Raw genomic sequence first — 13,062 nt, 5'->3', positions numbered from 1 at the left:
CCATCCTTTTCACCCAAGGAGCTACGCCATGTCCTTCTATGTTTCGCTTTCCGGCCTCAAGGGCGCACAGGCCGACCTGTCCGCCGTCTCGAACAACGTCGCCAACGTGAACTCGACCGCCTTCAAGAAGAGCAAAGCCCAGTTCGGCGACATCTTCGCCGCTGCGCCGATGCAGACCACCCACCAGGTCGCCGGCCAGGGCGTGCGCGTGCAGGGCATCACCCAGCAGTTCACCCAGGGCACGATCGAAACCACCGACAAGACGCTGGATATGGCGATCTCGGGCGAAGGCTTCTTCACCGTGAAGGGCGAAGACGGCACGATCAGCTATACCCGCAACGGCGCCTTCTCAGTCGACAATGACCGCTATGCCGTCGACACCACCGGTTCGCGCATCCAGGTGTTCGCGGTCGACCCCGACACCGGCGAAATCACCACCCCGGCGACCAGCGCGACCACGCCCAACGACCTGACCGACCTGCAGATCCCGACCACCTACAAGGGCGAAGCCGATGGCGCGCAGCTGACCAGCGTGGGCGTGGGCAAGGACGGCCTGGTTTCGGCCATCTATGCCGACGGTTCGACCGTCTATCTGGGCCAGGTCGCCATGGCATCGTTCAACAGCCTGGAAGGCTTGCGCCAGCAGGGCGACGCGCACTGGACCTCGACCGTGGAAAGCGGCAACGCGATCATCGGCACGCCCAACCAGGGCATGTTCGGTGCAGTGAACTCGGGCTCGCTGGAACGTTCCAACGTCGACATCACCGACGAACTGGTCCAGCTGATCGCTGCCCAGCGCAACTTCCAGGCGAACTCGAAGGCGATCGAGGCGGCCAACACGCTGACCACCACCATCGTCAACATCCGTAGCTAAGGCTTAGGGTAGAAGGGGTAGCCCATGGACCGGCTCGTCAACACGGCACTGACCGCGATGCGCGGTGCGATGGCCCGCCAGGCGTCGATCGCGAACAATCTCGCGAACGCCAACACGGTCGGCTTTCGCGCCGAAATCGCCAATGCCGAGACGCGCTGGATCAAGGGCGACACCTTCGACACCCGAGCCCAGGCCTCCGAACAGGTGATCGCCGCCGACATGGCGCAGGGGGCGGTCACCGAAACCGGCAATCCGCTGGACGTGGCAATGAACGGCGACGCACTGCTCGCCGTTCAGGCCCCGGACGGACAGGAAGCCTATACGCGCCGTGGCGACCTGAAGGTCAATGACAGCGGCCTGCTGACCACTGGCGACGGCCTGGCCGTGCTGGGCCAGGGCGGCCCGATCACCCTGCCCCAGATGGACAGCGTGTCGATCGCCCAGGATGGCAGCATCTGGGGCGTACCCCAGGGCGGCGATCCGGCCAATCCGCAGCAGGTCGACAAGCTGAAGCTGGTCAATGCCGCCGGTTCCAGCATCGCCAAGGGCACCGACGGGCTGTTCCGCGAAGTGAATGGCGGCGCCCTGCCCGAAGATCCGATCGCGACCGTCACATCGGGATCGCTGGAAGGATCGAACGTCAACGCCACCGCCGCGCTGGTCCAGATGATCGAAGCCAGCCGCGCCTGGGAAACCCAGATCAAGATGATCGACACCGCCAAGCAGATGGACGACGGCGGCGCATCGCTCATGAAACTGGATGGTTAATTCTGGCACGCATCTTGCTGTGAACGACGCATGAGCATCCCTTCGGGGAGCCGCACGGAGATTGAACGATGACCAACGCCGCCCTTCATGTCGCCCGCACCGGCCTTGACGCGCAGAACACGAAGATGCGCGTGATCGCCAACAACCTGGCGAACGTCAACACGACCGGCTTCAAGAAGGACCGGGCCGACTTCGAGACGCTGGCCTATCAGCAGATCGTCGCCGCCGGCGCCAACAGCGACAGCCAGAACAAGTTCGCCACCGGCCTCAATCTGGGTTCGGGCGTCTCGTTGCAGGGCACGAGCAAGATCAACACGCAGGGCACGTTGCAGGAAACCGGCAATGCGCTGGACATGGCGATCGAGGGATCGGGCTATTTCCAGGTGCAGCAGGCCGACGGTTCGACCGCCTATACCCGTGCCGGCAATTTCAGCGTCACCGCCGAAGGCACCGTCGTCACCAGCGACGGCCTGCCGCTGATCCCGCAGATCACCGTGCCGCAGGGCGCGACGTCGGTCACCGTCGGCAATGACGGTACCGTGTCGGCGACGCTGCAGGGCGAAAGCGAACCGACCCAGCTGGGCCAGATCGAGCTGGCGAGCTTCATGAACCCGGCAGGGCTTCAGTCGATCGGCGGCAACCTGCTGGTCGAAACCGCCGCCAGCGGCACGCCGCAGGTCGGCACTGCGGGCCTGGAAGGTCGCGGCCTCATCCGCTCGGGCAATCTGGAAACCTCGAACGTCAACATCGTCGAGGAGCTGGTCGACATGATCGAGACCCAGCGCGCCTATGAGGTCAATTCCAAGATGATCAAGGCGACGGACGAAATGCTCCAGTACGCCAACCAGAATATGTGAGCTGACTGATGCGCGCGCTCTCCACTTCGCTCGTCGTCCTCGCCATGGTCTCCATGGCCGCGTCGCCCGCCTTCGCTGCAAAGAAGAAGCGCGAGGTCGAGCGCGAATATTATGCGCCGACCGTCATCGCCCAGCCGCAGGCCCCGCAGGCCAATGGCTCGATCTTCCAGGTGTCGACCGGCTACACGCCGCTGACCAGCGGCGCGCGCGCCGGCAATGTCGGCGACATCATCACCATCGTGCTGGTCGAACGGACGCAGGCGACCAAGAGCAACAGCGCGGACACCAACCGCAGCGGCTCGATCGGCCTCAATCCGCCGACCACCGGCCCGCTGTCCAAGCTCTTCTCGTCCAGCGACATCGCGATGAGTGGTAACAACGCATTCACCGGCAAGGGCGCGGCGACCCAGTCGAACGCGCTGAACGGCGAGATCACCGTGACGGTCGCGGCCGCCTATCCCAACGGCACCATGCTGGTGAAGGGCGAGAAGGCGCTGACGCTCAATCGCGGCGACGAGTTCATCCAGATCAGCGGCCTGGTCCGCCAGGCCGATATCGGCCCGGACAACCGCATCCTGTCGACCCGCGTGGCCGACGCCAAGATCATCTATACCGGCAAGGGCGAGATCGCCCGCGCCAGCCGCCAGGGCTGGCTGCAGCGCTTCTTCTCGATGATCAGCCCCTTCTGATGGAGACCCGGACCGCCATGACACGCCTGTTCCGCTTCCTCCTGCCGCTGCTGGCGCTGATCGCCGCGCCGGCCCATGCCGAACGCGTCAAGGATCTGGGCACCTTCCAGGGCGTCCGTCCCAACCAGTTGACCGGCTATGGCATCGTCGTGGGTCTGGCTGGCACCGGCGACGACAGCATCGAATATACGGTGCAGGGCATGAAGGGCGTGGTCTCGCGCTTTGGCCTGACCCTGCCCGCCGGCGTCAACCCGGCGCTCAAGAATGCCGCCGCCGTGCTGGTGACGGCTGACCTGCCGGCCTTTTCCAAGCCCGGCCAGCGGCTGGACGTCACCGTGTCGGCGATGGGCAAGGCCAAGTCGCTGCGTGGCGGCACGCTGATCATGACGCCGCTGCGTGGCGCCGATAACGAAATCTATGCGATGGCGCAGGGCAATCTGGCCGTTGGTGGCCTGGGCGTGTCCGGTGCCGATGGCAGCCAGGTGTCGGTGAACATCCCGTCGGCCGGCCGCATCCCCGAAGGTGCGACGGTCGAGCGTGCGGTTGCCACCGGCTTCGACACCGCGCCGACCCTGACCTTCAACCTGTCCGAAGCCGATTTGACCACCGCCCTGCGCGTGGCCGACGGCATCAACAAGACCTTCGGTGATCGCCGCGCCCGCGCGATGGATGCCGTGTCGGTCGCGATCGACGCGACGCCGGGTGCCGAGGAACGCATCCTGATGATGGGCATGATCGAGAATATCGAGATCACGCCCGCCGATGCCCCGGCCCGCGTGATCGTCAACGCGCGCACCGGCACCGTCGTCATCAACGGCGCGGTGAAGATTCATCCGGCCGCCGTCGCCCATGGCAAATTGACCGTCAGCGTCAATGAAAGCCCGCGCGTCGTCCAGCCCGCGCCCTTCAGCCAGGGCCAGACCGCCGTCGAGCAATCGTCGAACATCAGCATCGACGAACAGAAAAAACCGATGGTCAATTTTAAAGGTGGGGCGTCGCTGGCCGATATAGTCAAGGCGGTCAACGCCATCGGGGCCTCCCCGGCGGACATGGTCGCGATCCTTGAGGCGCTGAAACAGGCGGGCGCGATGAAAGCGGAACTGGTGGTGTTGTGATGCAGGTATCGAACGCAACCGCGGCAAGCGGCACATCCAACCCCTTCGAGACCAAGGCTGCGCTGCAGAAGGCGGCGCAGCAGTTCGAAGCGGTATTCCTGCGCCAGATGATCGGCGCGATGCGATCGGCCAGCCTGGCCGAGGGCATCACCGATTCGAGCGCAACTCAGCAATTCCAGGACATGGCCGATGCGCGCACCGCCGACGCCATGTCGACCAAGGGCGCGATGGGCATCGCCGAACTGCTGATGCACCAGTTCGGTGCCCGCGTGAAGGACGACAGCCCGGCCCAGACCGGCAGCACGGCCGCGACCGGCACGGCAACCACGGCTGAGGGCGCATGAGCGACCTGTTCATCATCGGTGCGTCGGGCACCAAGGCCTATCGCACGGCGATGGCCGCCATTTCCGAGAATATCGCCAATGCCAGCACCGACGGCTATGCCCGCCGGTCGGTGACGACGGTGGAATCGGGATCGTCGACCGCGACCATGGCGACCTATGTCGCCAAGGCGAATTTCGGCGGTACTCAGGTCGCCAGCATCAATCGCGGCACCGACCCCTATCTGGATGCGTCAGTGCGCATCACCGCCATGGCGCTGGGCAGCGCGAACGCGCGCGTGCGCTGGCAGACCGACATCGAAACCGCACTCAATGACACCGCAACCGGTGTCGGCCAGCTGATGACGACGATGTACCAGAATCTGGACAAGCTGGCGGCGAGCCCCAGCGACACGTCATTGCGCGTCACCACGCTGGACAGCATTGGCCGCGTCGCCGAATCCTTCCGGCAGACCGCCGCCGACCTGGAAACCATATCGACCGGCATCAATACCGAGGCGCAGGCGTCGGCCCAGACGATCAACCAGCAATTGTCGTCGCTGGCCGCGATCAACAACAGCCTGCTGCGCGCGCAGCCGGGCACGTCGGCCTATGCCCAGTTGCTCGACAGTCGCGATTCCGCGCTGCAGACGCTGTCTTCCAACCTGAATGTGACGATCAGCTTCGGCGCGCATGACAGTGCCGAGGTCAGCTATAACGGCACCACTTTGGTATCGGGCGACACCGCCGCGTCGGTCGCGGTGACCGCGTCCGCCACCGATGGCCGCCTGTCGCTGGCCCTGTCCGACGGCACGGCACTCGCCGCTCCGTCCAACGGCACGCTGGGCGGGCTGTTCGCATCGGCCGACACCACCGCCGAACGCCGTGCCAGCCTCGACACGCTGGCCGAGCAGTTCGCCACCGACGTCAATGAGTGGCATGCGCAGGGCTATACCGATACCGGCGCCAGCGGCGTGCCGCTGCTGTCCTATGGCGGCAGCGCCGCGACGCTGGTCGCGCTGGACGTGGAGCCGGATGCTCTCGCGACCAAATCGGCCGACGGCACGCTGAACGGCAATCTGCTGACGGTGTCATCGACCCTGCGCGGCAGCGGCAGCGTCGAACAGGGTTGGACGACCCTGATCACCAGCAACGCCAATCTGCTGACTGCCAGCACGGCGGAAAAGACCACGGCTCAGAGCCGCAGCGACCAGGCGGTCGCCGCGCGCGAAGCGGTGAGCGGGGTCGATCTCGACATGGAGGCGGCAGACCTGCTGCGGATCCAGCAGGCCTATTCGGGCTGCGCCAAGATCCTGCAGGTCGCCAAGGACACGGTCGATTCGATCCTGCAGATCATGTGACGGAAGGACGCTGAGACATGGTAGGCATCACCAACAAGATCATGCTCGCCGAGATCCGCCGGCAACAGCAATTGTCGCAGAGCATCGTCGACGGGCAGACCTCGATTTCCACCGGCATCACCCTGAACAAGCCGTCGGACGACGCGCTTGCCTGGGTTCAGGTGTCCGACATCGGCCGCGCCCAGGCGCAGCAGTCGGCCTGGCAGACCAATGTCAGCTATGGCACGACCCGCGCCGGCAATGCCGAAGCCAATCTGGAAGAAATCAACAATCTGATGACGCGGGCGCAGGAACTGGTGACGTCGGCGCGCAATGGCGCGCTGAACGACACCAGCGCCGCCGCCATCGCCGAGGAACTCAAGACGATCCGCACCACGGTCGGCGAATTGCTGAACCAGAAGGATTATCAGGGCGTGTCGGTGTTCGACGACGGCCAGAGCGTACTGGTGCCGGTGAGCCGCGGCCTCAACCTGGCAGTGGTCGGCACCAAGCAGGAAATTTCCGAGAATATCGACGTCAACGGCACATCGATGTCGCTGGACGATATCCTGGGCAAGGCGATCGACGCCGTCGAGGGCGGCAATGACACCGACCTCGCCAGTTCGCTGGATGCGATCCAGATCGGCCAGAACCGGGTCGTGGTGGAGCGCGCCAAGCAGGGCGTGCGCGCCGACCGGCTGGACGTGATCGGCACGCGGCTGACCGATGTCGACATCAACCTGTCGGAACGGCGCGACACGCTGGAATCGGCCGATCTGACCACGGTCATTTCGAACGTGAAGGCGCAGCTGCTGCAGCTGGAGGCGGCCCAGTCCGCCTTTGCGCGGATCAACCAGCAGACCCTGTTCGACCTGATCAGTTAAAGGCGGCGAAAAAGCGTCGCCGTCCTAAAGGGGACGGTAACCAGTCCGTATTAACCAGAAAGGGACTGGCGCCACGGGGCGCCGACGGAGCCACCGCCTCCAGGCGCATTTTCGGGGATCAACATGTTTGCAATCATCGGCCTTGTCGTGCTTTTGGGCATGGTCTTCGGTGGGTTCATCTTCACCGGGGGCGACATCGGACCGGTGCTGCACGCCCTGCCCCACGAAATGATCATCATCGGCGGCGCCGCCGTCGGGGCGCTGATCATCGGCAATTCGGGTTCCGACCTGAAGGCGCTGGGTGGCGGCCTGGGCAAGGTGTTCAAGGGACCGCAGTACAAGAAGCAGGACTTCCTGGACTGCATCTTCCTGGTCAGCAAGCTGATGAAGACGCTGCGCGTCGAAGGCCCGGTGGCGCTGGAGCCGCATATCGAGGATCCGGGCACCTCGCCCATCTTCGGCGAATATCCCAAGCTGATGAAGGACAAGACGCTGATCCACCTGATCAGCGACACGCTGCGCCTGGTCGTGGTGTCGTCCGGCACGCTCGATCCGCATGCGGTCGAGGAAGTGATGGATAACAGCCTCAAGACCCATCATCATGAAGCGCTCAAGCCCGCCGACAATCTGCAGGGCCTGGCCGACGCGCTGCCCGCGCTGGGTATCGTCGCCGCCGTGCTGGGCGTGGTGAAGACCATGGGATCGATCGACCAGCCGCCTTCGGTGCTGGGTGCGATGATCGGCTCCGCACTGGTCGGCACCTTCCTGGGCGTGTTGCTCGCCTATGGCATGGTCAATCCCTTCGCCAATCGTTGCCGCGCGGTGATCGAGCAGGACGGCGCCATCTATCATGTCGTCAAGCAGATCATCATCGCCTCGCTGCACGGCCATCCGCAGCCGCTGGTGATCGAGGCCGCCCGTTCCAGCCTGATCCATGCGAACCAGCCCGGCTTTGCCGAAGTGTTCGACGGCATGCGGAACAAATAAGCCATGGCGGAGAAGAAGCGCGGCGCGAACGAGCCCGAACCCCGGCCGATCATCGTCAAGAAGATCATCGTCGATGGTCATGGCGGCCATCATGGCGGCGCCTGGAAGGTCGCCTATGCAGATTTCGTGACGGCGATGATGGCTTTCTTCCTGCTGATGTGGCTGCTGGGCGCGACCACCGAAAAGCAGCGCAAGGCGCTGGCCGACTATTTCACGCCGACACTGGTCGAGCTGAAGATGAATTCGGCCGGGTCCACCGGCATGTTCGGCGGCGACAGCCTGATGGCGAAGGAAAATTACCCGACCACCGGCGGTCAGGGCAATCTGGCCATCACCATCCCGCGCGACGCCACCGGCACCAAGGACCAGGGCGGCAAGGCGCTGCGCGCGGCCGACCGGCAGAAGTTCGAGAATATCAAGAAGCAGCTTGAGGACCGCATGTCCAAGAAGGGCCTGGCCCGGCTGCGCAAGAATGTCCGCTTCACCGAAACCCGCGAGGGGCTGCGCATCGACCTGATCGACGAGGCGGATTTCGCGATGTTCCGGTCGGGCACCGACCAGTTGCTGCCCGAAGCCAAGGCGCTGATCGCCGAGGTGGCCGACGCACTGGCGACCATGCCCAACCCGCTGATCGTGCGCGGCCATACCGATGGCCTGCCCTATGCGTCGGGCCGGAGCATGAACAACTGGATGCTGTCGTCGGCCCGTGCGGAATCGACCCGCAAGGCGCTCGCCGAAACCGGCATTCCCAATGCCCGCTTCGCCCGGATCGAGGGGGTCGCCGATCGCGAACCGTTCGTGAAGAGTGACGCCTATGATCCGCGCAACCGGCGCATGTCGGTCATCCTGGGCTGGACCCGTGGCGGCAATGCCTCGGCCGACGAGGATGAAACCCAGGATCCCGAAACCCAGGCGGCGATCAAGGAACGGGACGATCCGCAGCGGGTCGCGCGGGAACAGGCGCAGAAGCTGGACATGGGCGGCACCGGCCTGCCCAGCGGCGCGGCGCTGATCAATCCGACGGCGGCCGGGACATCGTCCAAGCCGGGCAAGCATTGAGTCGGACAGTCGGGGCGGCAAAATAGGAAATCGCCGCCTTAACTTCCCATATTTCCCGCACATTCGGCAATTTTGATGCAGGGGTTGGAAATCTTGTTTCCAACCCCTGCTTCGTCATGTCCGGCCGAAATCCCATCGCGACGCAGCATAAGCCATGATGCGCAAATAGGACAGGCCGGGGTCGGCTCACCCCCATGCGGGCACGGCCTGCCCCTTTGTTGCACCTTTTTGCGGGCGATTGCCTATATGGGGCCCTCCTCGCTTGATGCCTCATGCGGCGTCGCAACGTTCTAAGGCCCTGATTATTGGCCGACATTGCCTGTCCGATGGCTGTGAGGCGCGCCCCGCGTGCCCGCCTGGACGGGCCGGGAGATTAATGTGTCCACATCTGCCGCGCATGCCGCGCGCCACACCCATTTCGGCTGGTTCAAGCGCCGCCGCGACCTGGAAGTCGATGATGTCACCGTCGTCGACCGGTCCCTGCTGAACCGCGCCGTCGGCGCCGCAGCACTGGGCAATGCCATGGAATGGTTCGATTTCGGCGTTTACGGCTATATCGCCGTTACGCTGGGCCATGTCTTCTTTCCGTCGAGCGATCCGGCAGTGCAGCTGATCGCGACCTTCGCCACCTTCACCGTCGCCTTTCTGGTCCGGCCGCTGGGCGGACTGGTGTTCGGGCCGCTGGGCGATCGCTATGGCCGGCACAAGATATTGGCGATGACCATGATCCTGATGGCGGTCGGCACCTTTTCCATCGGCCTCATCCCCTCCTATGCGCAGATCGGCATCGGCGCGCCGCTGATGCTGCTGGCCGCGCGGCTGGTGCAGGGCTTTTCGACCGGCGGCGAATATGGCGGCGCCGCGACCTTCATCGCGGAATATTCGACCGACCGGAAGCGCGGCCTGATGGGCAGCTGGCTGGAGTTCGGGACGCTGGGCGGTTATATCGCCGGCGCCGGCACTGTCACCGCCCTGCAGATGTCGCTGAGCGAGACGCAGATGCTGGACTGGGGCTGGCGCATTCCCTTCCTGGTCGCCGGGCCGCTGGGCCTGCTTGGCCTCTATATGCGGTTGAAGCTGGAGGAAACGCCGGCATTCCAGGCCTATAGCGAACAGATCGATGCGCGCGAAAGCGAGCGACCGGGGCTCGGCACCCTGTTCCGCGTGCATTGGCGGCAGCTGTTGAAATGCGTCGGGCTGGTGCTGGTGTTCAACGTCACCGACTATATGCTGCTGACCTACATGCCCAATTATCTCAGCGTGACCATGGGCTATGCCGAGACCAAGGGGCTGCTGCTGATCATCATCGTGATGCTGGTGATGATGCCGCTCAATGTCGTGGGCGGGCTGTTCAGCGACCGGCTGGGCCGGCGGCCGATGATCATCGGCGCCTGCGTCGCGCTGATGCTGTTGTCGGTCCCGTGCATGCTGCTGATCGGCACGGGCAATGACGCGCTGATCTTCCTGGGGCTAATGCTGCTGGGGGTTGCTCTGGTCTGCTTCACCAGTTCGATGCCCTCCACCCTGCCCGCGCTCTTCTATACGCCGGTGCGCTACAGCGCGCTGTCGATCGCGTTCAACATCTCGGTCTCGCTATTCGGCGGCACGACGCCGCTGATCACCGCCTGGCTGGTGCAGAAGACCGGCGATCCGCTGGTGCCGGCCTATTATCTGATGGGTGCGGCGCTGATCGGCCTGCTGACCATGCTGACGGTGCGCGAGACGGCGGGCATGCCGCTGCGCGGATCGCCGCCGGCGGTGGCGAATGAGGCCGAGGCGATCGCGCTGGTCGAAAGCGGCGAGCCGGTGACGGTGGACAAGGCGCTGCCCGACCTGCCGCCGGTGGCGCCGGTCGCGGTGGAGACTCCGGCGATGATCCGGCCGTTGGCGAGCTAGGGCCGGCGCTTTTCCGACGCTGCGCCATCGGGCCTGTGCCCCTCCACCACTCGCTACGCGAGCGGTCCCCCTCCCCAAGCGCGCTTGGGGAGGAATGGCCTAGTCAGGCGGGGAGGACGAGGCTGGCTTCGAGGCCGCCGCCGGGGCGGTTGGCGAGCTGGAGCGCGCCGCCATGTTCGGCCATGATCGCGCGGACGAGGGCCAGGCCGAGGCCAGCGCCACCGGTCTCGCGGTTGCGCGAGCCTTCGAGCCGGGTGAAGGGCTCCATCATCTCGCCCATCTTGTCCTCGGCAATGCCCGGCCCTTCGTCGGCAACGATGATGCGGATCATGCCGTCCTGATGCTGGACGCTGACATGGGCGCGGTCGCCATAGACGATCGCATTTTCGATCAGGTTGCGCAGCGCGCGGCGGATCTGCTGGGCGCGGACGAAGGCAACGGCGCGATCGCTGTCGATCATGTCGACCGGTGAACCCAGTTCGATGAAATCCTCCACGACGGCATCGGCAAGCGAGGTCAGGTCGACCTTCTGCGCCGTCTCGCTGCTGCGGCCGGCGCGGGCGAGCGAGAGGATGTCGTCGAGCATCCGGTTCATTTCCTCGATCGTCTCCGACATGCGGGCGCGCTCGGCCTCGTCATCGACCGATTCGGTGCGGACCCGCAGCGATGCGAGCGGGGTGCGCAGGTCATGCCCGATCGCACCCAGCATCCGGTCCTTCTCGTCCAGCATGGCGATGATGCGCGCGCGCATGGCGTTGAAGGCGGTGGTAAGCTGGCGCACGTCGCCCGGCCCGCTTTCCTCGACCGGGTCGGCCGAACCGGTCTTCGCGAACTGACGGGCGGAGCCGGTCAACTGCTTGAGCGGGCGCGCGAAGCGGCGGCCCATCCAGAGCAGCGGAATGAGGACGATGACGTAGAGGATCAGCGTCTGGGCCACCAGCCAGCCGCCAAAGCGCGGCGGGCGGCTGCCGATGCGGGCCTCGGTCGTCAGCCATTTGCCCGGTTCATATTCGACCGCGAGGGTGAGCCGGCCGACGCGATGGTCGCGCGGCGCCTCCCCCGTGGCGCGGCTGCGTATCTGTTCCCAGCGGCGCAGCGGCATGATGCGGCTGTCCTCCGCCGCCTCGATCGTGCGGACGGTGAGGCCGATATCGTCGAACATCGCGCCGGCGCGGGCCGCGACATCGGGACGCGGCTTGCCACTCAGGGTCGGGCGGCTGGCGAGGAAGTCGATATTGCGCCGGTCGCGATCCTGATTGGCGCGCGGATGATCGCGGTCGGGGGCACGATCCGGCCTGGTGTCGAGCGCATTGATGACGCGATAGACCAGTGGCGCGGTCTGGCTGGTCAGTTCGACCCGATTGCGTTCGCGCAGCAGCAGGCCGAAATTGATCGCCTGCGCCACGAACAGCGCGATCGCGACCAGGATGATGATCTGTCCGACCAGGCTTTGCGGCCAGAGGCGCAGTTGCTTCACAGTTTGCGAACCTCCGACGACAGGGTGTAGCCGCCGCCCCAGACGGTCTTGATCAGCGTGGGGTTCTTGGCGTCAGGCTCGATCTTCTTGCGCAGGCGGCTGATCTGGTTGTCGATCGCCCGGTCGAAGGCGTTCGCCTCACGCCCCTGGGTGATGTCGAGCAGCTGGTCGCGGCTGAGCACCTGATTGGGCCGGGTCGCGAAGGCGAGCATCAGATTATATTCGGCGGTCGAGAGCGGCAGCGACACACCTTCGGCATCGACCAGGGTGCGTTCCTGCGTCTTCAAGAGCCAGCCGGCAAAGGCATAGGTGGCGCCGTCGGGCGCGGTGACGCGCTGGCCGCCGGTGGCGACGCGGCGGAAGATCACCTTGATGCGGGCGACCAGTTCGCGCGGCGAAAAGGGTTTGAGCACATAATCGTCCGCGCCCATTTCCAGACCGACGATGCGATCGGTCTCTTCCGACCGAGCGGTGAGCAGGATCACCGGAATCTCGCTGGTCTCGCGGATATGGCGGCAGAGCGACAGGCCGTCTTCTCCGGGCATCATGATGTCGAGGATGACAAGGTCGATGGCGTTGGCGGCCAGACGCAGCCGCGCCTCCGCCGCATTCTCGACCGCGGTCACGCGGAAGCCGTTGCGGGAGAGATATTGGGCCAGCGGCTCGCGGATCGATCGCTCGTCATCGACGAGCAGGAGATGGGGACGTTCGCTCATTTTGCCTGTCTGTCATGCCGGGGGACGGGTTGGAAGGGCGAAGGCAGGGGAACCTTCGCCCTTCCCCCTTGGGACGATCG

At 65.2% G+C, this 13,062-nt stretch carries 13 protein-coding genes; 11 read left to right on the top strand and 2 right to left on the bottom strand.

What is annotated here, in order from left to right; genetic code table 11:
* The first annotated feature begins 28 nt into the window (after positions 1-28).
* From DIZ22_RS01730 to proP, 11 genes are all read left to right on the top strand, one after another.
* A complete protein-coding gene (locus DIZ22_RS01730; protein ID WP_017500436.1) occupies positions 29-874 on the top strand; it encodes a flagellar hook-basal body complex protein in 846 nt (281 codons plus the stop codon).
* A gap of 24 nt (positions 875-898) precedes the next feature.
* On the top strand, positions 899-1,642 hold the full coding sequence (locus DIZ22_RS01725) for a flagellar basal body rod protein FlgF (protein WP_004208209.1): 744 nt from the start codon (positions 899-901) through the stop codon (positions 1,640-1,642).
* Positions 1,643-1,710: 68 nt separating this feature from the next.
* A complete protein-coding gene (gene flgG / locus DIZ22_RS01720) occupies positions 1,711-2,499 on the top strand; it encodes a flagellar basal-body rod protein FlgG (protein ID WP_010338863.1) in 789 nt (262 codons plus the stop codon).
* 8 nt (positions 2,500-2,507) lie between these two features.
* Positions 2,508-3,188 carry a flagellar basal body L-ring protein FlgH gene (locus DIZ22_RS01715; RefSeq protein ID WP_048938692.1) on the top strand — a complete coding sequence of 227 codons (681 nt, stop codon included), beginning with the start codon at positions 2,508-2,510 and terminating at the stop codon, positions 3,186-3,188.
* Positions 3,188-4,303 (top strand): flagellar basal body P-ring protein FlgI, encoded by a 1,116-nt coding sequence (locus DIZ22_RS01710; RefSeq protein ID WP_004208212.1) that lies wholly within the window; start codon positions 3,188-3,190, stop codon positions 4,301-4,303. The genes DIZ22_RS01715 and DIZ22_RS01710 overlap by 1 nt, the downstream gene beginning before the upstream one ends.
* The gene (locus DIZ22_RS01705; RefSeq protein ID WP_004208213.1) at positions 4,303-4,647 is read left to right on the top strand and encodes a rod-binding protein; all 345 of its coding nucleotides are present in this window, start codon (positions 4,303-4,305) and stop codon (positions 4,645-4,647) included. The genes DIZ22_RS01710 and DIZ22_RS01705 overlap by 1 nt, the downstream gene beginning before the upstream one ends.
* On the top strand, positions 4,644-5,984 hold the full coding sequence (gene flgK / locus DIZ22_RS01700) for a flagellar hook-associated protein FlgK (RefSeq protein WP_004208214.1): 1,341 nt from the start codon (positions 4,644-4,646) through the stop codon (positions 5,982-5,984). Before DIZ22_RS01705 ends, flgK begins: the two co-directional genes overlap by 4 nt.
* 17 nt (positions 5,985-6,001) lie before the next feature.
* Positions 6,002-6,847 (top strand): flagellin, encoded by an 846-nt coding sequence (locus tag DIZ22_RS01695; RefSeq protein WP_004208215.1) that lies wholly within the window; start codon positions 6,002-6,004, stop codon positions 6,845-6,847.
* Between the two features lie 123 nt (positions 6,848-6,970).
* Positions 6,971-7,834, top strand: a complete 864-nt coding sequence (gene motA, locus DIZ22_RS01690; protein ID WP_010338868.1) for a flagellar motor stator protein MotA — start codon at positions 6,971-6,973, stop codon at positions 7,832-7,834.
* A gap of 3 nt (positions 7,835-7,837) precedes the next feature.
* Complete coding sequence (locus tag DIZ22_RS01685) at positions 7,838-8,893, top strand: flagellar motor protein MotB (protein ID WP_048938690.1); 1,056 nt, start codon at positions 7,838-7,840, stop codon at positions 8,891-8,893.
* A 378-nt stretch (positions 8,894-9,271) separates the two neighbouring features.
* Complete coding sequence (gene proP, locus DIZ22_RS01680; protein WP_107917695.1) at positions 9,272-10,789, top strand: glycine betaine/L-proline transporter ProP; 1,518 nt, start codon at positions 9,272-9,274, stop codon at positions 10,787-10,789.
* Positions 10,790-10,892: 103 nt separating this feature from the next.
* On the opposite strand, the gene DIZ22_RS01675 is transcribed toward proP, so the two are convergent.
* Positions 10,893-12,266, bottom strand: coding sequence for an ATP-binding protein (locus DIZ22_RS01675; RefSeq protein WP_048938688.1), 1,374 nt, complete (start codon positions 12,264-12,266; stop codon positions 10,893-10,895).
* Positions 12,263-12,982, bottom strand: a complete 720-nt coding sequence (locus DIZ22_RS01670) for a response regulator (protein ID WP_004208220.1) — start codon at positions 12,980-12,982, stop codon at positions 12,263-12,265. Before DIZ22_RS01670 ends, DIZ22_RS01675 begins: the two co-directional genes overlap by 4 nt.
* Positions 12,983-13,062: the final 80 nt, after the last annotated feature.

This window comes from Sphingobium sp. LF-16, from assembly GCF_003711185.1.
Taxonomy (GTDB): Bacteria; Pseudomonadota; Alphaproteobacteria; order Sphingomonadales; family Sphingomonadaceae; genus Sphingobium; species Sphingobium yanoikuyae_A.
Note: the sequence above shows the minus strand (reverse complement) of the source record. Positions and strands in the feature narration are given on the sequence as shown.